The following is a 23,482-nucleotide window of genomic DNA, read 5'->3' on the forward strand; positions in this document are numbered from 1 at the left end:
AAACAAGTTATTCCATTTCCGACTTCAAGGCAAAAATACGACTACGCAGATGTACGCATGGTTAAAAAAATTCTAGGACGGATTAAACCAAACTAAAATAGTGGGGTCAAAGGAGTATAAAACAAAACATAAAAACCATGAAAAAGCTATTATTTGTAATTGCCCTAATGACATTTACGGTTTTTGCCGCCGATGCACAACAGCGAAAAGGAAGAAAAGAAATGTCTCCCGATAAAATGGCTGAGCGAATCACTGACAAAATGACCGAAGAACTCGACCTGGATGAAGCACAGCAAAAGGAGGTCTATGAACTTAACCTTAAAAGTAGCGAAGAGCGCATGGAAGCTAGGGAGAAAGCTAAAGAAGAGCAAGAAGCCAATCGCGAGCAAATGAAAGCAGATCAAGAAGCACAAGAAAAGGCGCTTCAAGAAATCCTTACTCCCGAGCAACTGGAGAAGTGGAAAGAATACCAAAAAGAGTCCATGGATAATAGACGGGGTAGGCGAGGAAGAGGTCCCGGTCGACCAGGAGGTGAGAAGTAAGTGACTATTGGTAACTGTTAAAATTCACTGTTTTTAGTTAATTAGTGCTAAGAAGACCAGATTTGGTCTTCTTTTTTTGGTTTTGGCAGTAGTTTTGATAACCTATTTGTCAAAAAATCTGTTTAATATTGATTACCCGAATATAACAGTTAGTACTATGAAAGAACATGCGATAATAATTTTTCAGGAAAATCCAGTGCCAGGAAAGGTAAAAGCCAGACTTGGCGAGGTCATTGGTAGTGAAAAAGCGGTGGAAGTTTATGAGTACCTACTCCAGCATACACATGATTTGGTACGGGATTACCCGGCAGATGTGTTTGTTTACTTCCTTGACAAAGTAGATGACGATTACCTCCTAAATGACCAATATCACCTTGGATTGCAGGGTGAAGGGCTCTTGGGGGAACGGATGCAAAGGGCATTTACCGATGTCCTGAGCAAAGGCTATGAGAAAGCCTTGTTTATCCGAGTAGCAGGGACAATGGAGCTTTCCATTGATATTTTGGACGAAGCTTTTGAATCCTTGAGTTACCAGGATTTGGTGGTGGGCCCTGCCCATGATGGCACCATTTACCTGTTGGGAATGAGCCAAGTTTATGATAAAGTGTTTGACCATAGCGATTGGAAGTCAGATAGCCTGATAAGTGAATTGAAACAAGAGGCGAAACAGATGGATCTGGAAATGCACAAACTTCCTGAACTCTATGAGGTAGAACAATACGAAGATCTCAAGAGCTTAAAGGGGCTTCTAAATATCCAGTAATAAATCGATGAAATAAGGTTCAAGGTGTGGTCTATGGCCGCACCTTTTTAGTTTAAACCCAGATTATGCATTAGGAATCGTAGTGAGAGCTGAAATTGCAAGAAAATCAGTTAGTTTGGAGGCATTAGCGTAGCACCGCTACGGTTATGCTGAAAACTAAAGTTAAACGGCTGATTTTGAAGCAGTTTCAGGTCGCAACAGATAGGCTAATGCATATTCCGGGTTTAAACCCAGATTTGCAGTTCCCTTGAGCCATGGAGCGGTTATGAACAGTGTGGCAACCTTTTAGGGTTGCTTTCACGTATTAATAACTAAAACCTTCTTACTTATGGCTTTTGAGATTGATCCGCAGACCATCAGAGATCTGGAACTTTTCAATGAAAAACCTGATGGCAAAAGCATCTTTTCCTTTTTTAACCGTACCCAGACTTTTGGCGGGAAACTCCAACTCAAAGGCCTGATGCAATCTCCTTTGGACAATATAGAGGAACTTCAGGCGCGTAAAAGCATCATTGGTTTTTTTATGGAAAAAGAATTTCCCCTTTCTATCAATTCCAGTCAAATGGACTTTATCGATCACTACTTCCGCGTCAACAAAACCGTCCTGAAACATAATGCACTTGATGGTTATTTCCAGAGGAAATTTATCAGACAAAACAACAAAAATGACCAATACCTGATCGAAACAGGCATAGAGAAAATGATCTTTTTATTGATTGCCTTGACTGATGCTTTAGGAAAAATCCCTAAGGTAAAAGTTCCTGTAAGCCTACGTCAGTACTTCTCCCTGATCCAAAGCTATCTGGACAAACCCGCCATCAAGACAATGCTGAAGGAGCTTGGACCAAAGCCCCGCAAAATCCAACATTACCGCTACGATTACCTTTTTAGGGACAAATACCAACTCGAAACACAAGACTTGGTCAAAACGGTATACCTCTTCGATGCGTTTAATGCCGTCGCCAAAACGGCAAAAAATCACCAGCTATGCTTAGCGGACTATTCGGAGTCTTCCGAGCCGCAGCTGACCATCACCCAACTATTTCACCCATTCTTAGAAAAACCAGTAAGGAATTCGATCAGTACGAAGTCGCATCAAAACATTTGTTTCCTAACCGGCCCCAATATGGCCGGAAAATCCACCTTTTTAAAATCCGTGGGCCTGGCTATTTACCTTGCGCACCTTGGCTTTCCGGTTCCGGCGACCAGCATGAAAACGCCTATTTACAAAGGGCTTACCACTACGATCAATTTACCGGACGATATGGGACTAGGCTACAGTCACTTTTATTCAGAAGTAAACCGGATCAAAGATGTCGCTCTTCATATTCAGCAAAAGAAGCAAGTTTTTGTGATTTTCGATGAGCTCTTCCGAGGTACCAACGTAAAAGATGCCTATGAAGCTTCTCTGGCAGTCCTGGAGGCATTTTCATGCATCAAGGGCAGTACATTTTTCATTTCGTCCCATATATTGGAAGTCGCCGAAAAGCTTCACACAAATCAAAATATCCTGTTCAGGTACTTTGACGCCGGCCTGAAGGATCAAAATCTCCATTATACCTATCGCCTATGCGAAGGAATCTCCCACGAGCGCCTAGGGATGTACATCTTACAGAGAGAAAATGTTATCGATATCCTTCAATCTTTGAAATAAGCGGCAGAAATGGCTGGACAGGTGACTTCTGCCATTCTTATTGGCCCCATTGACTTCATCAATTTAATTGGTTAAATTACGTATCACCTATAAGCAAAAGAATGGCTTTTAACACGCTTTTGGCAAATCGTATAGAAAATTTACTCTCCCGGACAGACCAGTCTTTCAAAACTAAAAAGATGATGGGAGGCATATGTTTTATGGTCAATGACAAAATGTGCATTGGTGTGCACGAAGACCGTATCATGGCCAGAGTAGGGCCAGACCATTATGAAGAGGCGCTCCAGCAAGCCGGATCCATGGAAATGAATTTTACGGGAAAGAGTATGAAGGGGTATGTTTTTGTAGATGGAAATGTTGTAGACACGGAACCGCAATTGGAATATTGGGTAGAGAAGTGCCTTCTATTTAATCCAATAGCTAAATCCAGCAAAAGAAAGAAAAAGTAAATTTTTTGGCTAGTTTTGGGCCATGACCAGACACCGCCCTATTCTACTGATCATCGTCATCGCCCAGTTTTGCTGTACTTCTCTTTGGTTTGCCAGTAATGCAGTGATGGAAGGCTTGTTGGCAGATTTTGGCTTGGAGCTAACTGCCTTGGGGCACCTCACTTCTGCCGTTCAGCTTGGGTTTATTGTTGGTACGCTGATATTTGCCCTGTTATCCGTAGCGGATAGATACGCTCCATCTACTGTGTTTTTTATTTGTGCCTTGGCTGGAAGTATTTTTAATCTCGGAGTATTATGGAACGGCAACACTCTGGCCACGCTCATTGCGTTCAGAAGCCTGACCGGTTTCTGCTTAGCGGGCATATACCCAGTGGGCATGAAAATAGCAGCAGACCACTTCGAAAAAGGACTAGGGAAGTCCCTAGGATATTTGGTTGGAGCGCTGGTTCTTGGCACAGCTTTTCCTCATTTTCTGAAGGCATTTACTGGTGCCCTACCTTGGAAAATGATCATCATCTTTACTTCCATCCTAGCTACACTGGGAGGTTTTGCCTTGTTCCTTTTGGTGCCCAATGGCCCATACAGAAAGGCGGCGGCCAAACTCGATTTATCCGCTAGTTTACATATTTTTCGAAAAACGGGGTTCCGGGCAGCTGCTTACGGTTACTTTGGGCACATGTGGGAGTTATATACCTTTTGGGCTTTTGTTCCTGCTATGCTCAGCGCCTATTCTACCTTACATGGACTACCTTCATTTGACGTTGCATTATGGGCATTTCTGATCATTGGCGTTGGGGGTATTGGCTGTGTATTTAGCGGGCTGCTCTCCGTATCGTGGGGCAGCAAGCGCATCGCGTCCATGGCGCTTACCGCATCTGGTTGCTGCTGCTTGATCTCTCCATTGATGTTTATGTTGGATATTCCGGCGTTGTTTTTATCATTTTTGCTTTTTTGGGGCGTCGCCGTCATTGCCGATAGCCCTTTGTTCTCCACTTTGATAGCCCAGCATGCTCCTGCCCATATCAAAGGCACTGCCCTTACGCTGGTCAATTGTATAGGATATGCCATCACGATTTTTAGCATTCAGTTGATCAATGTATTGATGATAGATTTGGACATTCAATATGTATTCATTTTCCTGGCCATTGGGCCTGTTTTGGGGTTAATTGGATTGTCCCGAAATCAATACCGTTCAGTTAAGAAATAATTAAGAGAATATCACCTTGACATCAACAAATTTGCCCAATTCAACATTAACGAAAACTAGCGCCCCAACCAATAGTATTCGCTGGTCCTCCACTGTCCGTGAGACAAATCGTCTTCTATCTCAACAGGTAAATAGTGAGCATTAATAGCAAAAAAATGCTTTCAAAAATCACATCCTGCACTATTTTTTACTAAACAATAATAATCCATTTCCATTTAAGAAAAATCTTTCCCTTTATTAAGTGTTTTATAATTTATCAATGAACAATTGATTTTTTAACAAGTTGGAAATTAACATTAGCGTAATGCATTAATAAATTTTATATAAAATGTATTTCTATTTAATTTAAAAAATATATACATTGGTATCAGTTCATTGAAAACTTATGCTAATTTTTTCCAAATCGAGCATTCTGTACTCATTAATTTGGGGAAAATCACCAGCTATAATAGTAATCACCAATTATAATCTTTATCGCAAAACGGTTCATCAATTTCTTGATGATTTCAACACTCATTAAATACTATTTTACCCTTAACAAAACTTTATGAACGCTAAAACTTTACCATTACTCAAACCAGTAGCGGCTTTAGCTTTGGTCGGTTGTTTCCTACAACCGATTGCAACTAAAGGTGCCCTTGCTGGAGAGATGACAGGGGAATCTCCCCTAAGCGCAATTAGCATGGCAGAAGGGACAGTCACTGGTACTGTCACCAGTAGTGAAGACGGAAACCCAATCCCAGGAGTAAGCATTACTATCGTGGGGACCTCCAAAGGAACCATTACGGACCTTGACGGAAACTACAGCATTGTGGCGCAAGAGGGACAGACACTGAAGTATTCCTATTTAGGATATACCGTTCAGACCATTACTGTGGGAAGCCAGACCTCTATCGATGTGGTGCTGGAGCAAGACACAGAGGAGCTTAATGAAGTGGTCGTAACAGCCTTCGGTATTGAAAAGGACAAAAAATCCCTCGGATACGCCGTCCAAAAAGTAGACGGAGAGGACATTACTACCGTAAAAGCTTCTCCCAGTGCAATATCCAATCTGAAAGGACGTGTGGCTGGGGTCAATATCACCGAGTCCGGATCAGGACCTGGAGCAGGTGTTCGTGTGATTATTCGGGGTAACAATTCCCTTACCCAAAGCAATCAGCCTCTCTATGTAGTGGACGGTATCCCCATGGATAACTCCAGTACTAACCAAGGTGGAGACATGTACTCCAGTGTCAATACCGGCTCGGGTATTTCTGACCTCAACCCAGATGATATCGAATCCATGACCGTGTTAAAAGGCCCTAATGCGGCTGCATTGTACGGTTCCAGAGCTGCCAATGGTGTGATCATGATCACTACCAAAAAGGGTAAGGCCAGAAAAGGAATAGGTGTGGACTTCTCCAGTAGTGCTGTTTTCTCCAATCCTATGCTCTTACCGGAATTTCAAAACGAATATGGACAGGGAACACAAGGTCGGACACCAACCGATTATGCAGAACTGCGTACCACTGGAGGTTCTTGGGGTGGCAAGCTTGATGGAAGCGACCAGCTCTACTGGGATGGCACCACCAAACCTTACTCCGCACAGCCGGACAACGTGGAGAACTTCTTTAACACTGGCGGTAACTTCGTCAATACTATTGCCCTGACAGGGGGAACGGAGAAGGTAACAGCTAGATTCTCCTATACCAATACCTATAACGAGGCAATGGTGGAAAATTCTTTTCTGAAAAGGGATAACTTTAACCTAAGAGCAACTGCCAAACTTTCTAGTAAATTATCTCTGGATGCCAAAGCCACCTACACTAGTCAATTTACCAGAAACAGAATACAACAAGGATCCCAGGGTCTTTTAGGCGGTGTGTTCAGTATGCCTAGGAATGCCATTATGGACGACTTCCGTGATTACCGCGACGAAGAAACTGGATTGGTACGTAACTATGGAGAAAATGCCAGCAATCCTTACTGGACACTTAACTATGACAAAGCAGAGGACACTCGAAACAGGTTTATTGGATTTGCCAAAGTACAATACCAGTTTACCGATTGGCTCTCTGCCCACGCTAGGGTAGGTACTGACTGGACGGACATTCGCTTTGAAAGTGCCACGCAGCCTGGGCATTGGTTTTATCCTGACGGACGTGTCGGCTTCTCCAATAACCGCTACCAAGAAACCAACGCTGATTTCTTGTTCATGATCGATAAAAACATCACCGAAAAACTAAGAGTGACAGCCAATATAGGTGGTAACCACTTGAAACAGCTTTCACAAGGAATGAGCCTCAATGGCCAGAACCTCAGAATCCCTACCAAAACAACCATAGGTAGTGCTGATCAAGTGAACTACAGTGCCAGCGTACCCACGGAGCGCGTGACCAATTCGCTCTATGCTTCTGCATCTTTTGATTATGCTGGATTGGTTTTTCTGGATATTACAGGAAGAAATGACTGGACATCTACTTTGCCATCTGACAACTGGTCTTATTTCTATCCATCTGTAAACTTGGCAGTAATGGTCAGCGAATTTATCGACCCAGACCAGACACTGATGGATTACTTAAAGATTAGGGGTAGCTGGGCAAGTGTTGGTAAAGATGCCTCAGCATGGAGCCTACAAAACAGCTACAACTTGAAAAACAAAAACAACAGCTACTTGGGCATTACCACCCTGACCGTTCCTTCCGTATGGTATGACCAGAATCTTAGCCCAGAATTCACCAAGACCTATGAGGTGGGATTGGACGGTAGCTTTTTCAAAAACCGACTGTACTTTGATTTTGCCTACTATGACATCAGCTCAACGGACCTGATCGATATTGTGGAAACTGATAACCTTGCTGTCAATCCTCTTGGCCGGGCAGAAGTACATACCAATGTGGGTGAAATCACCAATAAAGGCGTTGAAGTAATGCTTGGAGGTACCCCCGTTGAGAATGAACGCTTTACTTGGAATACCAACATCAATTTCTCACATAATAGAAACGAATTAAAGGAGTTTTTGCCAGATGCCATTAACCGTCAATGGAACGTGAATAATTCCGGCTCCGCCGAAACACGTGCTACCGTAGGGGCAGGGTATGGAGAGATCTGGGCCACGGACATCATGACAGATCCAGAAACCGGTGATTGGATCCTCACTGCGAGCGGCATGCCACAAGCTACAGCCCAACGTGTAAAGGTTGGAGACTTCCAACCGGACTATATCCTAGGGTTCAACAACTCATTTAGCTACAAGGATTTTACCTTGAAATTCCTTATTGACGGGCGTTTTGGTGGTGAAATGTATGCCGCCACGCAGTCGGCCATGGACGGTGCGGGCATTTCCACAAAGACCCTTCAATACAGGGAAGAAGGCATCATCGTAGATGGAAAGATCGAGAATGAAGATGGCACCTTCACCGATAATACCCAGTCCATTACTGCCCAGCAGTATTGGGGAGCGATGAGCGGCATCGGGTCTAACTACATCATGGACCAGACCAATGTACGGCTACGAGAACTGTCACTTACCTACCGTCTGCCTACTGCCTTCTTGGGCAATAGTGTGGTGAGGTCAGCTTCTATCAGCTTTATCGGGAGGAACCTGTTTTTCTTATACAAAGGATTTGACGGAGGCTTTGATCCTGAAGCTACACTGGGCACGAGCAATGCGGGCCAAGGCTACCTTTATTACGCCATGCCTACAGCAAGATCCCTTGGATTTAACCTGAACGTGAAATTTTAATTTCCCTTAACGAGCCAATTATGAATATTTTACATAAAACAACATTAGTGGGACTGATGACATTGACCCTCGGAGCTTGTACATCCGACTTCGAGGAAATGAACACCAACCCCAACCTGATCGGCGAGGATGATGCCAGCGCAAAATACTTCCTTACCGAATTGATGATAAGGCCATACATCCCGGCCAGATACAATTACTGGAGAGCAAATCTGCTCCATACCGACCGGTATGCCGGCCACTTTACCTTAGGCCAAAATGGCAACTGGTGGAGTGATGAGCTGGGCTATTCTTATAACGTGGCCTATACCGACGCTGCTTGGGACCATTACAATGGCCTGTTAGGGACAGTGAAACAGTTACTGGAATTTACAAAACCTGGCGGAGCCTTCGAAAATGAGCTTACCCATTCGGTGGTGCTCATCTTGAAGAGTCACTTCTTCCAACTCTATACCGACACATTTGGGATGATTCCTTATAGTGACGTCTTTTCTGAGGAAAATGTGTCCTTACCGAAATTTGATTCCCAAAAGGACATCTACAAAGGCATCATTGCTGATTTGGATGCGGCCATGGCAGTCATCGGTGACAATACCAGTACCGGAGATGCCTTGGAAGACCTTGGTGACAATGATGTCATCTATGGTGGCGACCTACAGAAATGGAAGCGCTTTGCCAATACCCTGAAGCTTAAAATGGCCATGAGAGCACAAGGAGCTGAGGGTGACGACTTCAGTCAAGCGGCTATCAATGAAGCACTGGCTGCACCACTGCTGGCCGAAGGTGAGAGTGCCCTGATCGAGAAAGACCTGGAAATCTCCCAGTGGGACTACTCTGCCTATTCGGATGTATGGCACAATTTCGGAGCGGGGTCAGATTGGGTATTAGGACAAGAACTGATTGATTATCTAAGAGACAATAATGACCCGCGCTTGGAGCAGTATGCCAAGCCAGCAGAAGGTGGCGAGTTCACCCTTACCCGTCCTGACCAAGCTGAAGACGAGGAAGGCTATACCTTGTTTCCCAAAAGGACCAACTTCCTTAGAGAAGTCTTCGACAAATCCGACGCGGAATATACTTGGGATGATCAGGGCGACGCGATCGTGGTCACCATGCCCGAAAACACCAATTTTATCGGCCAGCCAGTAAGGCTCAGTGGAGAAATATCACCTATACTTGAGTTTGGCTTTTTTAGCAAACCAAGTGACCTGGTGATCCAGCAGAAAAACCAAGGTGGCTCTGCTACACCAGAAACAGTGTTGCTTTCGGCAGAATCCTACTTCCTTCAGGCTGAGGCTGCTCTTACAGGAATAGGTGCTGGCAATGCGCAGGACCTTTACCAACTGGGTATCAAAGAAGCCATGCGGGTATGGGCAGTTGATGATGCGGCCATTGATGCGTTCTTGGCTGCTGAACCTATCGCTCAGCTGGACGGTACTGTGGATGAAAACCTGGAAAAAATAGCCATTCAGCGATGGATCGCCCATTATACAGATGGTTATGAAGCTTGGGCGATTGTAAGGGATACGGGATATCCTGCTTCTCTAGCTGCCGGAGTGAGTGATTATGAGCTATATGGCCCCGGTACCATCACCGCAGGTGCTTATCCTCAACGGTTAAGATATGGCAGTAGTCTTCAGGCTACCAATCCAGATAATTATGGAACAGCGATAGACTTGCAAGGGCCTGATATGCAAGGAACTAAGCTATGGTGGGCTAAATAAAGTCGTAAAAACAACTTAATATCAAAAAAAGGCTACTTCGTATACGGAGTAGCCTTTTTTGATTTAACCCGGAAAATGCATTAGCCTATCTATTGAGGGCTGAAACTACTCCAAGATCAGTTGTTTTGCTTTAGTTTTTGGTCCATTCTGGCAGCTAGACAGATTTACCGGGCGCTCAGACCATAGCCGTCAGGATAATGTATGCAAGTTGTTGAAAACCTATATTCTTATTGATATCTGCGTTATTCACAAATGGCCTAGGGGGATTTTAAATCCCCATTATCTCGGTTCGAGATGACAAATCTCGAACAGCTAAGTTTATGTATTTGTGGTAGTTGGTGTGCTGATATCAGCTTAAACTGATAGCTATTGGCGCTCAGACTGGGTGCTTTATAGCGGTACAATGATCGCTTCATAAGCCAACTCATTTTCAGGAGGAGGCATATTGAAAAGGGAACACTGATCACTTATATCAGCCCAACTCCTTCTCTGCCAATGCTGTTATCTCCTCCCGCTTACTTTGCAAAGCCCGTAGCAAGAGGCCTTGGTTTTTGGCACGGTGGAGGTTTTGTTCGGGATAGCTGATGGGATAGTAGATATTGCCATTGAGGTAATCCGTCAAGAACCGAAGCCCCATGATACAGGCCATCATTTCCCCGCCAAAAGGGAGGGATGCCTTTTCTTCGGTGGTCAGTTCTCCACTTAATGCTTCTCCAAAACCTTTCAGCAAGGCGGCATATTTATCCAAGTCCACATCTATATTTTCCCAATCCGTGGACGCTTCTTCTTCAGTACAGGCCACCGTACGCACCAAATCCCCAAAATCATAGAAAACATACCCCGCCATCACCGTATCCAAGTCAATCACCGCATTGATTTTACTGAAGTCTTGTGCATAGATGACATTGTTGATCTTGGTGTCGTTATGGGTTACGCGAAGCGGGAGGATATCTGTGTATTTTCGGTATTTTCGCACCAACAAAACCTGTTTTTTGTAAAAATCAACCCACTCACTTACTTCTCCTTCCATAGCCACCTGAGTGTCCTTGAGGGCATTTTCGAACTGGCGGTACCTTAAAGAAAGATCGTGAAAGCCCTCTATCACTTCCATTAGTCCACCTGCTTCAATAACAGAGCAGGCCTTTATAAAACCTCCAAAAGCCTTGGCTGCCAGGTACGCTTGCCGGGAATTTTCTGCCTTGTCGATGCACGCCCCATCGATGAAGGGAAACAACCGGTAGAAGCTCTCACCATGATCAGAAAAAAGCGTTCCAGCAGACGTCTTCATCGGTAAAGGAAGCTTGAAATCCAGCTCCGCTTCATTCAAATGATCTTTTACCTGCTGAAGGTTTCCTGCTATCCTATCAGGAAAGGGGAATACCGACTGATTGAAACTTTGAAGAATGAATCGCTGCTTAGGCCCATCCACCAAATACGTCTTATGAATATGGCCTGATCCGTAGGGACGTATTGTGGTGTCAGTTGCATCATGTCCAAAATTCCCCAACAGCTGACCAATTATCAATTGTATGCTTTTACTCGTTATACGGTCTGTAATCATGCTTATCTACTCGAATGCTGGTCAGCTATGCTTAACCATTTTAATTTAAAATAGTTCACCAATCTTAAATTCAAAAGATTTTGAAACTTTTATGTATTAAAAACGAACGTAAAAATAAAAAATTAATATTGTAATATATCTTTTCACTAATATTTCTTTTATTTGGGTAAATAAAATTTCAAGCCATGTAAATACTTTTTTTGTATTTCATGAATAATTGAATACATTAGTAAAATTTCTTTGTTAAGTGGGTTTAATTAAATATAAAATTTTATAAAACTAGTTTTGACAAAGAAATTAGTCATCAAAAACTGATTAGCGATTACAGTCAACATCATCAAAAGACATTACTAGATTATGAACATTTCTCCTATCGACTGGGGCATAATAGCTGCCTTTTTCATCATTTCGTTGCTGATAGGCATATTTACCTCCAAAACCGCCGGTAAAAGTTCTAAAGACTTCTTCTTATCAGGAAGAAACATGCCTTGGTGGCTCCTTGGTGTGTCCATGGTGGCCACTACCTTCTCTGCTGATACGCCAAACTTGGTTACGGACATTGTCCGGGTAAACGGTGTGTCCGGCAATTGGGGATGGTGGTGTTTCCTTCTTACGGGTATGCTCACCGTTTTCGTTTATGCCAAGCTATGGAGAAGATCTGAAATCACCACGGACTTAGAGTTTTATGAGCTTCGGTATGGCGGCAAGCCAGCAGCCTTCCTAAGAGGCTTTAGGGCCATCTATCTTGGTGTCTTTTTTAACATCGTGATCATGGCCACCGTTTCACTTGCTGCTATTAAGATCGGCGGTGTGATGCTTGGTTTGACACCCGTGCAGACCTTGCTGATCGCTTCCATCGTAACGGTAATTTACAGCTCCCTTGGAGGCTTGAAAGGTGTTTTGCTGACGGATTTCTTCCAGTTCTTTATCGCCATGGCCGGTGCTATTGGTGCGGCAATTTACATCCTTGATTTACCGCAAATTGGTTCTCTCGAAAACCTACTGACCCATCCCAACGTTTCCGATAAGCTTTCATTCTTTCCTGATTTCAGCAATATGAATGAAGTAATTCCGATGCTTTTGGTGCCTATTGCCATCCAGTGGTGGGCCACTTGGTACCCCGGCGCAGAGCCAGGAGGAGGGGGATACATCGCCCAAAGGATGCTTTCTGCTAAAAATGAGAAAAATGCCATTGGCGCCACCCTTTTCTTTAATGTGGCCCATTACGCACTCCGACCTTGGCCATGGATCATCATTGCACTTTCCTCATTGATCATCTTCCCAGAAATCAGTGATTTGCAAAAAGCTTTTCCACATATGCCTGCAGATAAGTTGGGGAATGACTTGGCTTATTCCGCCATGCTGACTTACCTCCCTACTGGACTGATCGGAATCGTCTTGGCCTCTTTGATCGCTGCGGTGATGTCCACGCTTTCGACCCACCTGAACTGGGGATCGTCCTATGTGGTTAATGACTTCTATCTGCGATTTGTGAAGCCTGAAGCTTCCGACAAGGAACTCGTAAATGTAGGAAGGATTTCCACTGTGGTACTTATGGGCCTTGCCGCTTTATTGGCATTGTCGCTTTCCAATGCCCTGGAAGCCTTCAATATCCTCCTGCAAATTGGCGCAGGAACAGGCTTGATCTTTATCTTGAGATGGTTCTGGTGGAGAATCAATTCCTATACAGAAATCTCTGCGATGATCATTTCATTTATCGTAGCTCTTTTCTTTGAGACTATTAATCCTAAATTCAACATAATCAGTATCCCGGAAGGAATGGAATACCTGAAGTTGCTTTACGGCGTCAGTATTACCACTGCCACTTGGGTGACGGTAACGTTGGTCACCAGACCAGAAAAGGAAGAAGTACTACTTTCTTTCTACAAAAAAGTCAAACCTGCGGCTTACGGATGGAGAAAAGTCCTGGACAAGCACCCAGAAGTAGAAGCGGAACAAGGCCAGCTACCATTTGAGATCGGCCTTATGGTAACAGGTTCTGTGGCCATTTATGCTGCACTATTTGCCATTGGCTTCTGGCTGTATGATAATGTCCTATCAGCTAGCATCGCCACGGTCATCAGTGCCGTTGGCTTTTACATCCTGTTTAGAGGCTGGAATAAAATCAAGCTGTTTTAGCGTTTGTAAAATTATAAGTAAATGAAAAAAAGCTGCCTATTTCGATAGGCAGCTTTTTTTGAGAACTACTTACGGCTTCCATACTTTCATCTGGGACAGCTCACCATAATTTCCCCTAAAGCCCACTGCGAGGTATTGGTAATTTTGGATCATAAAGCTATCGAAGGCAAAGGTCTTGTTATCAAATGAAGTGCTCGTACGCTGACTTTCTATAAGCTCCCATTTGCCATTGGGCGACAGACCAAAGAGCACAACAGCTTCGGATAGGTAGGCATTGGTAATTTTTAATTGCAGTCCTCTGTCCGCCAGATGGGAACTCTCCACTTCTGGCAACAGGTTTTGCATTACACCATAACTGACTTGCAGGGCTGGGGTTAACACCGGATTGGTATAATTATTTTGGAGTAGGAGGTTAGCCACATCCCGGTTATTGCCCATCATGGACTTGGCCCTGAAAAATACATTTCCTTCTATACCAGGCGTACTCCTCCCTAAGGCTACTTGATTGGGGATTTCGAAACTGCTGTCCCAGCTGTCATCACCATCGCTTCGGATTTTATAAGAGGCATTGCCCACATAAATTTTCGTCCCGTTAGCATTTTCAGACCACCATTTGATAAGGGTTTTATAAGAAGCCGCAGGAAAATCCATGCTCCAATAGATCTGTGGAGCGATATAATCGACCCAGCCATTTTTCATCCATATCAATGGATCTGCATATAAATCATCAAAGTTGGTATGGCCGGCCCTGGTCTCCGAACCACGAGGGTCTACCGAGGCATTGCGCCACACACCAAAAGGACTTACCCCAAACTGCACCCATGGTTTTTCATTCTTTATTTCCTGATGGACAGCTTTTATCAACTTATCCACATTGGCGCGTCGCCAATCGGCCAAGGGTAGGCCATTGCCGTATTGGCGATAGGCTTGTTTATCATCAAATTCTACCCCACTGATTTTATAAGGATAAAAATAATCGTCAAAGTGAATACCGTCCACATCATAATTTTCGGTTACTTCTCCTACTACTCCCACTAAGTGCTCTCTAACTGCTGGTAGACCGGGGTTGTAATAAAGTTTGGTGCCATATTTTACCATCCAGTCAGGATGTCGGTAGTAATCGTGTGAGGGACTAAGTTCGTCCACATTAAGGTTAAATGATGCCCTGTAGGGATTTAACCAGGCGTGAAATTCCATGCCTCTTTCGTGTGCTACCTGGATCATCCATTTCAGGGGATCCATCACGGTGGCAGGGGCTTTTCCTTCCTTTCCGGTCAGGTACCGCGACCAAGGAGCCAGCTTACTGGGATAAAAAGCATCTCCCGCCGCCCTAACCTGGACAAAAACCGCATTGAAATTTCGCTGCTTATAGAAGTCCAATATCTGGATAAAATCACGCTGCTGCTGTTCAAAGCTGTCCGTACTGGAAGATGGCCAGTCGATATTGGCCACCGTAGCAATCCACACGCCCCTCATTTCACGCTCAGGAGGAGTAAACATCGGCATTGTCTCTGGTGCTGGCGCATCGTTAGGTTGCTCCACAGGGACAGGAGACTCTTCAGGAGTGGTTTCGGCTGGCGCAGATGGCACAGGAGACGGTGCTTGGCTGACCTTCTTGGAGCCCGCACAGGAAGCCATCATCAGCACCAAGGCGATGATACCGTAAAACCGCATCGTAATTTTCATGAATTAAATCGTCAAACTTTAGTGATATAGGCCATCAAGTCTCAAAAACCAGACCTTAATTTTTAAACTCCAAGGTATTTATCAGGTGGGTCATGTCTTCTTTGATGTATTCGATTACAGGAGCCAAACTGTCGTTTTTGACCGCAGTGTTAAAATACAATGCCCCTCGTAGAAAATTATCGGTAGAATCAGTCACAAAAAACTGAAACTGGGTAGGTACTTCACCGCTGAGTTCGGCCACTACGCCGACATAGCCTTTCGGCGTCCGGGTTACAGCCTCGTCGATGCTATAGGCTTTGATTTGGTGTTTTGCGGTCAGCCTAAATGCATCATCCAGAATGTCCCTGAGCCTGGCCTCATTTCCATTGATTGCTTTGTATGTCAGGTGGACTTTTGCCCCTAAGGAATGATAGGCCAAATTGATCCAATATTTTTTATCCAAATTAAAAGTATCTGCTTCTACCTCAGTGTGAACAGAACGGTCAAACTGGTAAGGATAATTGTCCGGTAGCTTTACAAATCCCTTTTCGGGAAGGTCAATCCGGTTATACCCCTTGGGCTTTGGCAAGTAGTCACCGTCTCCACAGGCTACCAATGCCAATAACACCATGCCGAAAATCACGCTGTTTCTCATGCTGTCAAAGTTAGGAAAATGATCTCAATCTCTCATTTTACGTGGGAGATATTGTCTATTCTCTTTATTTATTGATTAAATTAGGTGAATAAAACCCCATAATTGGCAGCATTGTAAGGTCACTCTTACTCATGGAAGATGATCTAGGAGAGGTGACTGTTGCCTACTGGCTATTGAGTACTAACCAAAACCCACATATTATGATCAAAATTTTCAAACCCATCGTTTTATCACTTTGCTTGATGCTGAGCGCTTTTTATTCCAATGCCCAAACCAATCAAGAAGAGTTTTCCTCAAAGTGGAATACCATGAAAGGATATACGGTAGAGATTCTGGAAGCCATGCCCGATGACAAACTTGACTTCAAGCCTGTGGATGATGTCATGAGCTTTCGTGAAATGGTCATGCACATCGCCGGCGCCAATATCATGATGGCCAATAACTTTCTCAAAAAAGGTGATGCAGGCGTGGACATGGAGAAAAAAGACATGAGCAAAGCGGAGCTTAAAGAAGCCGTGGAAAAGTCTTTTGACTTTGTCGCTGAGACGGTGGCATCCCTGACTGATGATGAGCTTGCCGAAGAAGTGGAGGTTTTTGGCGGAAATAAAATCACCCGCAGACAAGTAGAAAATCTTATTGACACCCATGGCATCCACCATAGAGGAAATTTGATCGTTTACCTTAGATTAAATGGCGTTGAGCCACCTGCTTTCCGGGCTTGGTAATTGAGATTGTTTCTCAGGGATTGCCTAGTATTACTCGGATAGTTGAGGTGAACGATGCCTAATGCATAGACCGGCCAAAACAATCCATAAAGTGATTTTCTAAGTAATTCCTGAGAAACCTTTCCTTTGCCTCCAGTAGGCCACGTAGGTTATTGGACAAAGGCCACTGTTCTTCCGGCAGCTCTGTAGTGAAGACAAGGGCATTGAGCTATTGGCTCAATATAACCACCAACCGAAGTTTTTTTGTGCACGGTTTACGTTAACCCGATAAGGGGGACACAGGGCATATTAGGCTTATACTCCACTATGCTCTATCCCTCCACCTTAGTGGCCCGGCAATTAACTGGTAGTCGTACAGAAACAAGTGTTATTTTTCGTGTATTTATTACACTTTATATTTTTGTAATGGATCAATATTGATATCTTTACCCAAATTGATCAACCAAATACATCAAAATGAACCTCATTAAAATAGCCTTAGCAGTGGTTTTGGCCATTTCCTCCACTGAAAACATCATCGGACAAGAACTGCAATTTGATAACCCCATTGCTGAGCAACGAGCTGATCCATGGATATACAGAACAGATGATGGTACCTATTACCTTATCGCCACAGTTCCTGATTACGACCGCATCGTCCTTAGGAAGGCCAGCACCATCAACGGTCTAAAAACTGCCGAAGAAAAAACGCTATGGACCAAACACGATAAAGGTGTGATGGGGCACCATATCTGGGCTCCTGAGCTGCATAAAATAGATGGCAGGTGGTACATTTACTTTGCTGCCGGAGAAGCAGAGAACATCTGGAACATCCGTATGTGGGCGCTGTCCACTGACGAAGAAGACCCTATGGAAGGAGACTGGAAAGAAGAAGGCCAGGTCAAAACAGCTATTGAATCCTTCTCATTGGATGCCACCACTTTTGAGCACCAAGGCAAGAGGTACATGATCTGGGCACAGAATGTCCGCGGTGGGGAGCATGGCACGGCCTTGGTCATGTCCGAAATGAAAGATGCCACTACCCTTACTGGCCCAGAAGTGATCCTGACAGAGCCAGAGTTTAGCTGGGAAAGGGTAAAATACAACGTCAATGAGGGGCCTGCGGTGATCAAAAATGACGGGAAAATTTTCGTCACCTACTCGGCCAGTGCCACAAATGATAATTACTGCGTAGGGCTATTATGGATCGATGAAGACGCTGAGCTGCTGAACGAATCAAATTGGAACAAGTCACCGGGGCCGGTATTCTACACCAATGAGGACGTCAAAAGATACGGCCCTGGACATAATTCTTTCACCACTGCTGAAGACGGCGAGACACTGATAATGATTTACCACGCTCGTGATTACAGAGAAATCCAAGGCCATGAGCTGTCCGATCCAAACCGTGCCACCCGAGCAAGAGTCGTAAGGTGGACACCAAGTGGTTTCCCGGATTTCATGCAGAAGGTAGGGGATTAAACCCGGATTCTAAGAACTTGAGGAAGTAGCGTAGCTAGCTTATTTGCCAACCACATTAGGCACATTGGCCATGCATAAATCGGGTTAAATGAATGTGATCACTAAATTTAGTAGAGAGGTCTTTTGGATATTGGGCGATTGTTTTTGGTAAGCAGTTTTGGACACATTGAGCCAATATTTCCCCTTTCAATCATCCATATAAAAGCAGATATTTGAGGAATCGCTTTCCAGATTGGCAAAAGACTTTGCTAATCAGTGAATACTTATTTATATTTGAGCCCCGAAAAATGCGTATTTTATAACTATCGATATGGCGAAAAAAAGTTCGACAACCACTAAATCCAAAGTAAAATACTCCAAAGAGACCTATACCTTTTGGTATGAGAGCATGTTGCTCATGAGGAGGTTTGAAGAAAAAGCCGGCCAACTTTATGGTCAACAAAAAATCAGAGGTTTTTGTCACCTATACATAGGTCAGGAAGCTTGTGCTGCTGGAGCGATCACAGCGCTTGAAAAAGACGACAAGTGGATCACTGCTTACAGGGACCACGCCCATCCATTGGGACTGGGAACTGATCCAGGTGCCGTGATGGCCGAATTGTTCGGCAAAGCTACCGGAACCACCAAAGGTAAAGGCGGATCCATGCACATCTTTGACAAGGAGCGTAACTTCATGGGAGGTCATGGCATCGTAGGAGCACAAGTACCTATGGGACTTGGAATTGGTTTTGCCGAGAAGTACAAAGGCACCAAAAACCTTTGTATCTGCCATATGGGTGATGGTGCTGTGAGGCAGGGTGCCGTACATGAGTCCTTTAACCTGGCCATGCTCTACAAAGTGCCTGTCATCTTCGTTATCGAAAACAACGGCTATGCCATGGGTACATCGGTGAAGCGATCTTCCAATGTGGATGACCTTTCCACACTCGGAGAATCTTACGATATGCCTTCTTTTGCAGTGGACGGCATGAATGTAGAAGAAGTGCATGAGGCAGTAGCCGAAGCCGCTGAAAGAGCCAGAAAAGGCGATGGACCTACTTTATTGGAAGTAAGAACCTACCGCTACAAAGGCCACTCCATGTCTGATCCCCAGAAGTACAGAACCCGTGAGGAGGTCGAGGAGTATAAAGCAAAAGATCCTATCGAGCAGGTGAAGAAGACTATCATGGATAATAGCATCCTGAGCGAAGACGAAATAAAGGAGATCGATGACAAAGTGAAAAAGCAAGTAGCTGATGCGGTGAAGTTTGCGGAAGAATCTCCATGGCCTGACGGACAAAAAGCATTTGAAGATGTCTATATGCAAGAGGATTATCCTTTTGTCATGGAATAAGGTATTCTGAAAAACATATAATAAAAGCCAGCTGATCACGGTATCAACCATTAATCTGCTGGCTTTTTTTATGATTGCTTCCTTGGTCTTCCCAATAGACAAAAAAATTCCCGATTAAACAATCATCTGAGAATTTTAGAAGCTATGAAGAATCATTACACCCTATACAAAAAAGTAAAAAACTATGGCCATTTGAAAATGTGCCTCCATAAAAAACAGTAGGTTTTGGGATTATATGAAACATAATCTATATTTGCGACTGAAATTTTAAAAGAATGGCTAAGAAAGAAATAAAAAAAGGACAGCATAAGGAAGAGCATGATCACGATTTGCTCGAAAACCCAGAAGCTATTGCTGATTCGTTGGGGAAAGGTGAAGCTTTCTTGAAGAAAAACTCACGCATTGTGGGAGGAATCCTGATCGCAGGCATTCTGGTAATTGCAGGTATCCTTTACTTCCAGTTCAACACTGCCAATAAAGACAAGCAAGCTCAAGCTGATATGTTCCAAGCAGTATATTACTACGAGCAAGACAGTCTGGACTATGCCCTTAATGGCGATGGAGTCAATGATGGCTTCCTGCAAATTTTGGACGAATACAACGGCACCAACTCTGCCAATCTTGCCCATTTTTATACAGGTTCTATCTATCTCACACAAGGAGAATTCCAGAAAGCGGTAGACCACTTAGGGGACTTTTCTGCAGATGACTTCTTTGTACAGGCTAAGGCATACAGCCTTTTGGGGGATGCGCATATGGAGCTTGGCCAAACCAGCGAAGCCATCAGCGCTTATGAAAAAGCAGCCAATTATAAGGTGAATAAGTTCTTCACTCCGATGTACCTTAATAAACTAGCTGTGGCCTACGAATCCGCGGGACAGTTGGACAAGGCCATCAGTACATATGGCAAAATCGAAAAGAACTATCCAGAATCGTACGAGTTTACTTTAGCACGAAAGCACAAAGCATGCTTGGAGGGCCTTGCTTCTAAGTAATGCTTTAGTCATATAACAGCATTAAAAAGAGTAAGGCCAAGAGGTCTTACTCTTTTTGTATTTATACCCATTTAGAAAATACCATATAACAGATAAATCATGGCAACATCACTGAAAAATCTTAGCCAGCACTCTGACACCAATATCGCCGATATCAGCAATAGAAAGTTTGGGATTGTGGTTTCCGAGTGGAACGAAGAGATCACCGAATCCCTCTATGAAGGAGCCGTGGAAACCTTGCTGATCCACGGAGCAAAAAAAGAAAATATCTTCCGCAAAAATGTTCCCGGATCGTTTGAACTTACCCTTGGTGCCCAGTGGGTGGCAGAGGTGAAGGAAATCGACGCGGTCATTTGTCTCGGATGTGTCATCCAAGGCGAAACCAAGCACTTTGACTTTATCTGTGATGCCGTGGCGCATGGTATCACCAATGTGGGCCTTAGGTACAATAAGCCTGTTATCTTCGGAGTACTCACCCCAAATAACCAACAGCAGGCGCTGGATCGTGCTGGAGGCAAGCATGGCAACAAAGGTGATGAAGCGGCCATCACGGCCATCAAAATGCTGGGATTCTAATCCGTAACAAAACAAACCATTAACATACATTCCACTTATCCCATGAAAATCATGAAATTTGGGGGCACCTCTGTGGGCAAACCCGAAAGAATGCACCAGGTAAAAGACCTGATCACACGAGATAGCGAAAGAAAAATCATTGTACTTTCTGCGCTTTCTGGAACGACCAATGCCCTTGTAGGTATCGGCGATGCTCTTGCTGAGGGCAAAAAAGACTTGGCAAAGGAGCGCATCGATACATTGCATGCCCATTATCAGGAATTTTACAAAGAGCTGCTCGAATCAGAAGCAGGTCGCAAAAAGGCAGAAAAAATCATCAAAGAGCACTTTGAGTTTTTAAATATCATCCTCAAAATCTCTTTTAATGAAGCCATAAACAGAGACATCCTTGCGCAAGGGGAATTGCTGTCCACCAAGCTTTTCTACACGTTGCTAGAGGAAAAGGACATTCCAGCCATCTTCCTTCCTGCCTTGGAATACATGAGCATTGATGAAAATTCCGAGCCGGAAGTCGCCAAAATCAGCGATCGCCTTAAATCGATCCTCAAAAACTACGATAAGGACACACTCTTTGTCACCCAAGGATATATCTGCAAAAATCACCGCAACGAAGTGGATAACCTGAAGCGTGGCGGAAGTGATTATACTGCATCACTCATCGGTGCTGCGATCAAGGCCAGCGTGGTGGAAATCTGGACAGACATCGATGGCATGCACAATAACGACCCAAGAGTGGTGGACAAAACCCGTCCTATTGCCGAGATGTCATTTGATGAAGCCGCTGAGCTTGCCTATTTCGGAGCAAAAATCCTCCACCCTGCTTCTATCTGGCCTGCACAAACGTACAATATCCCTGTAAAACTCCTAAATACCATGCAGCCAGAAGCTCCCGGTACCACTATTACCGCTGAGGAAACAGGCAAAGGGGTAAAGGCCATCGCCGCCAAAGACGGTATCATCGCCATAAAAATAAAATCCAGCAGGATGTTATTGGCCTATGGGTTCTTAAGAAACATATTTGAGATTTTCGAAAAGTACAAAACGCCGATCGATATGATCACTACCTCTGAGGTGGCAGTATCGGTAACCATCGATGATGAAACTCACCTTAAGGAAATCATCATGGAGCTGGAAAAATTTGGCAGTACGGAAATCGACTATAACCAGACCATTGTCTGTGTAGCCGGTAATATGATCGCCGAAAACATTGGTATGATCAACGAAGTAGTTGCAGCATTACAGGACTTTCCTGTGAGGATGGTTTCCTATGGTGGTAGTCGAAACAACGTCTCTATTCTTGTAGGTTCCAAATTCAAAAATGAAGCCCTCCAACGACTCAATGACGAGTTGTTTCAGTGGTAAAATATTGATTTAGCTTATATATTCTGAACTCGATTATCAAAGTGATATCAAGCCGTCCTTGTGAGTTTGTCTAAAGCCAAGCAGGCCTGTCTGCCGCTAGGTAGGGAAGCATGACGGAGCTATCTTCGTTTACAAAGGAAAGATGGCTTCATTCCGCCTTCGCAACGACGGTGTTGATATTAATTATAAATCGGGCTAAGATTGCTAGTTTGTATCCTCATGGATTTCGCAGATGATCACTGGTACAGGACCTAAAATCAGTGAATACCTGTGCTATCCGTGAGGTTTTTACGTTGATTCTAATTTCCTTTCAGCTTAAAAAGGTCCTCCTGCTCTTGGGGGATCACCTGCAGTACATTCGCAAGCACCAATCTCACGAGGGTCTTAGAAGCGATAAAACGTGGTAACCGCGCCACTTTTGAGTATTCCTTTAGAGTGATCGCTTCTCGCTCTCCAAGGGCTTGCATCAATTTGGTTTCCTTTTCACCATAATTGAAGATAATGTCCTTCTCTTTTTTGCCCCTCCTTAGTATTTCCCACACTTCCTTGCTCGCTTGGACTGTCCTGTCCTCCACTCTTACAAATGATCTTTTACGACCTTCTTCGTACAGGTAGTGAGGTCTTTTGGGACTTCTATAAAAATGGTAAACCGCCACGCCTTTTTTTTCTGTTATGGGAAGGACCACATGCTCAAAATCCACCAGTGGGCGGATCATTTCCTTTATGGCTTTGTTTAGCACATAGACATCTTCTTCCACATAGCGCTGGCCACTCACTGTCCCGTCGTCATCCACCCCCACAAGCAGATGGCCGCCTTCGGTATTGGCAAGGGCGATCACTTCACGAACGATCTTTTCAGGGTGAGCAACCTTCTTCTTGAACTCGATGTGTAGGCCTTCACCTTGGCGGGCCAGCCTAGTGACCTCCTGAAGTGTCATGTCTAGCTT

At 44.2% G+C, this 23,482-nt stretch carries 18 protein-coding genes; 14 read left to right on the plus strand and 4 right to left on the minus strand.

Going from position 1 to position 23,482, the window contains the following annotated elements:
• Positions 1–137 precede the first annotated feature (137 nt).
• From DN752_RS12645 to DN752_RS12675, 7 genes are all read left to right on the plus strand, one after another.
• Complete coding sequence (locus DN752_RS12645; protein ID WP_112784284.1) at positions 138–542, plus strand: DUF4890 domain-containing protein; 405 nt, start codon at positions 138–140, stop codon at positions 540–542.
• Between the two features lie 157 nt (positions 543–699).
• On the plus strand, positions 700–1,305 hold the full coding sequence (locus tag DN752_RS12650) for a TIGR04282 family arsenosugar biosynthesis glycosyltransferase (protein ID WP_112784285.1): 606 nt from the start codon (positions 700–702) through the stop codon (positions 1,303–1,305).
• Between the two features lie 328 nt (positions 1,306–1,633).
• On the plus strand, positions 1,634–2,959 hold the full coding sequence (locus DN752_RS12655; protein ID WP_112784286.1) for a MutS-related protein: 1,326 nt from the start codon (positions 1,634–1,636) through the stop codon (positions 2,957–2,959).
• 101 nt (positions 2,960–3,060) lie between these two features.
• A complete protein-coding gene (locus DN752_RS12660) occupies positions 3,061–3,408 on the plus strand; it encodes a TfoX/Sxy family protein (protein ID WP_112784287.1) in 348 nt (115 codons plus the stop codon).
• A 22-nt stretch (positions 3,409–3,430) separates the two neighbouring features.
• Positions 3,431–4,615, plus strand: a complete 1,185-nt coding sequence (locus tag DN752_RS12665) for an MFS transporter (RefSeq protein WP_112784288.1) — start codon at positions 3,431–3,433, stop codon at positions 4,613–4,615.
• 547 nt (positions 4,616–5,162) lie between these two features.
• A complete protein-coding gene (locus tag DN752_RS12670; protein WP_112784289.1) occupies positions 5,163–8,339 on the plus strand; it encodes a SusC/RagA family TonB-linked outer membrane protein in 3,177 nt (1,058 codons plus the stop codon).
• Positions 8,340–8,359: 20 nt separating this feature from the next.
• Complete coding sequence (locus DN752_RS12675) at positions 8,360–10,063, plus strand: SusD/RagB family nutrient-binding outer membrane lipoprotein (protein WP_112784290.1); 1,704 nt, start codon at positions 8,360–8,362, stop codon at positions 10,061–10,063.
• Between the two features lie 472 nt (positions 10,064–10,535).
• On the opposite strand, the gene DN752_RS12680 is transcribed toward DN752_RS12675, so the two are convergent.
• Positions 10,536–11,624 (minus strand): phosphotransferase enzyme family protein, encoded by a 1,089-nt coding sequence (locus DN752_RS12680; protein ID WP_112784291.1) that lies wholly within the window; start codon positions 11,622–11,624, stop codon positions 10,536–10,538.
• Positions 11,625–11,981: 357 nt separating this feature from the next.
• Here DN752_RS12680 and DN752_RS12685 point away from each other — a divergent pair, with 357 nt between their 5' ends.
• Positions 11,982–13,763, plus strand: a complete 1,782-nt coding sequence (locus DN752_RS12685; protein WP_112784292.1) for a sodium:solute symporter family protein — start codon at positions 11,982–11,984, stop codon at positions 13,761–13,763.
• A gap of 69 nt (positions 13,764–13,832) precedes the next feature.
• Here the strand turns inward: DN752_RS12685 and DN752_RS12690 are convergent, their stop codons facing one another.
• Complete coding sequence (locus tag DN752_RS12690; RefSeq protein WP_112784293.1) at positions 13,833–15,449, minus strand: family 10 glycosylhydrolase; 1,617 nt, start codon at positions 15,447–15,449, stop codon at positions 13,833–13,835.
• 55 nt (positions 15,450–15,504) lie between these two features.
• On the minus strand, positions 15,505–16,083 hold the full coding sequence (gldD, locus tag DN752_RS12695; RefSeq protein ID WP_112784294.1) for a gliding motility lipoprotein GldD: 579 nt from the start codon (positions 16,081–16,083) through the stop codon (positions 15,505–15,507).
• A 200-nt stretch (positions 16,084–16,283) separates the two neighbouring features.
• Here gldD and DN752_RS12700 point away from each other — a divergent pair, with 200 nt between their 5' ends.
• The 6 genes from DN752_RS12700 (at position 16,284) to DN752_RS12725 (ending at position 22,535) form a co-directional block, all read left to right on the plus strand.
• Complete coding sequence (locus DN752_RS12700) at positions 16,284–16,808, plus strand: DinB family protein (protein WP_112786533.1); 525 nt, start codon at positions 16,284–16,286, stop codon at positions 16,806–16,808.
• Between the two features lie 456 nt (positions 16,809–17,264).
• Entirely contained in the window at positions 17,265–18,269 is a 1,005-nt protein-coding gene (locus DN752_RS12705) for a glycoside hydrolase family 43 protein (RefSeq protein ID WP_112784295.1), read from the plus strand.
• Positions 18,270–18,579: 310 nt separating this feature from the next.
• Positions 18,580–19,602, plus strand: coding sequence for a pyruvate dehydrogenase (acetyl-transferring) E1 component subunit alpha (gene pdhA, locus DN752_RS12710; RefSeq protein ID WP_112784296.1), 1,023 nt, complete (start codon positions 18,580–18,582; stop codon positions 19,600–19,602).
• Positions 19,603–19,877: 275 nt separating this feature from the next.
• Positions 19,878–20,597, plus strand: a complete 720-nt coding sequence (locus DN752_RS12715) for a tetratricopeptide repeat protein (RefSeq protein WP_112784297.1) — start codon at positions 19,878–19,880, stop codon at positions 20,595–20,597.
• A 99-nt stretch (positions 20,598–20,696) separates the two neighbouring features.
• Positions 20,697–21,173 (plus strand): 6,7-dimethyl-8-ribityllumazine synthase, encoded by a 477-nt coding sequence (gene ribH, locus DN752_RS12720; RefSeq protein WP_112784298.1) that lies wholly within the window; start codon positions 20,697–20,699, stop codon positions 21,171–21,173.
• A gap of 42 nt (positions 21,174–21,215) precedes the next feature.
• Positions 21,216–22,535, plus strand: a complete 1,320-nt coding sequence (locus DN752_RS12725) for an aspartate kinase (protein WP_112784299.1) — start codon at positions 21,216–21,218, stop codon at positions 22,533–22,535.
• Between the two features lie 299 nt (positions 22,536–22,834).
• Here the strand turns inward: DN752_RS12725 and DN752_RS12730 are convergent, their stop codons facing one another.
• Complete coding sequence (locus DN752_RS12730; RefSeq protein ID WP_112784300.1) at positions 22,835–23,473, minus strand: AlbA family DNA-binding domain-containing protein; 639 nt, start codon at positions 23,471–23,473, stop codon at positions 22,835–22,837.
• Between the last annotated feature and the right edge of the window lie 9 nt (positions 23,474–23,482).

The sequence above is a fragment of the Echinicola strongylocentroti genome, from assembly GCF_003260975.1.
Lineage (GTDB): Bacteria > Bacteroidota > Bacteroidia > Cytophagales > Cyclobacteriaceae > Echinicola > Echinicola strongylocentroti.

What these genes read in the sequence shown, in the direction of transcription:
- pdhA (WP_112784296.1), top strand. Translation starts at nt 18,580, where the DNA reads ATGGCGAAAAAAAGTTCGACAACCACTAAATCCAAAGTAAAATACTCC.
- DN752_RS12670 (WP_112784289.1), top strand. Translation starts at nt 5,163, where the DNA reads ATGAACGCTAAAACTTTACCATTACTCAAACCAGTAGCGGCTTTAGCT.
- DN752_RS12660 (WP_112784287.1), top strand. Translation starts at nt 3,061, where the DNA reads ATGGCTTTTAACACGCTTTTGGCAAATCGTATAGAAAATTTACTCTCC.
- gldD (WP_112784294.1), bottom strand. Translation starts at nt 16,083, where the DNA reads ATGAGAAACAGCGTGATTTTCGGCATGGTGTTATTGGCATTGGTAGCC.
- DN752_RS12655 (WP_112784286.1), top strand. Translation starts at nt 1,634, where the DNA reads ATGGCTTTTGAGATTGATCCGCAGACCATCAGAGATCTGGAACTTTTC.
- DN752_RS12730 (WP_112784300.1), bottom strand. Translation starts at nt 23,473, where the DNA reads ATGACACTTCAGGAGGTCACTAGGCTGGCCCGCCAAGGTGAAGGCCTA.
- DN752_RS12680 (WP_112784291.1), bottom strand. Translation starts at nt 11,624, where the DNA reads ATGATTACAGACCGTATAACGAGTAAAAGCATACAATTGATAATTGGT.
- DN752_RS12665 (WP_112784288.1), top strand. Translation starts at nt 3,431, where the DNA reads ATGACCAGACACCGCCCTATTCTACTGATCATCGTCATCGCCCAGTTT.
- DN752_RS12690 (WP_112784293.1), bottom strand. Translation starts at nt 15,449, where the DNA reads ATGAAAATTACGATGCGGTTTTACGGTATCATCGCCTTGGTGCTGATG.
- DN752_RS12645 (WP_112784284.1), top strand. Translation starts at nt 138, where the DNA reads ATGAAAAAGCTATTATTTGTAATTGCCCTAATGACATTTACGGTTTTT.
- DN752_RS12700 (WP_112786533.1), top strand. Translation starts at nt 16,284, where the DNA reads ATGATCAAAATTTTCAAACCCATCGTTTTATCACTTTGCTTGATGCTG.
- DN752_RS12715 (WP_112784297.1), top strand. Translation starts at nt 19,878, where the DNA reads ATGGCTAAGAAAGAAATAAAAAAAGGACAGCATAAGGAAGAGCATGAT.
- DN752_RS12705 (WP_112784295.1), top strand. Translation starts at nt 17,265, where the DNA reads ATGAACCTCATTAAAATAGCCTTAGCAGTGGTTTTGGCCATTTCCTCC.
- DN752_RS12685 (WP_112784292.1), top strand. Translation starts at nt 11,982, where the DNA reads ATGAACATTTCTCCTATCGACTGGGGCATAATAGCTGCCTTTTTCATC.
- DN752_RS12650 (WP_112784285.1), top strand. Translation starts at nt 700, where the DNA reads ATGAAAGAACATGCGATAATAATTTTTCAGGAAAATCCAGTGCCAGGA.
- ribH (WP_112784298.1), top strand. Translation starts at nt 20,697, where the DNA reads ATGGCAACATCACTGAAAAATCTTAGCCAGCACTCTGACACCAATATC.
- DN752_RS12725 (WP_112784299.1), top strand. Translation starts at nt 21,216, where the DNA reads ATGAAAATCATGAAATTTGGGGGCACCTCTGTGGGCAAACCCGAAAGA.
- DN752_RS12675 (WP_112784290.1), top strand. Translation starts at nt 8,360, where the DNA reads ATGAATATTTTACATAAAACAACATTAGTGGGACTGATGACATTGACC.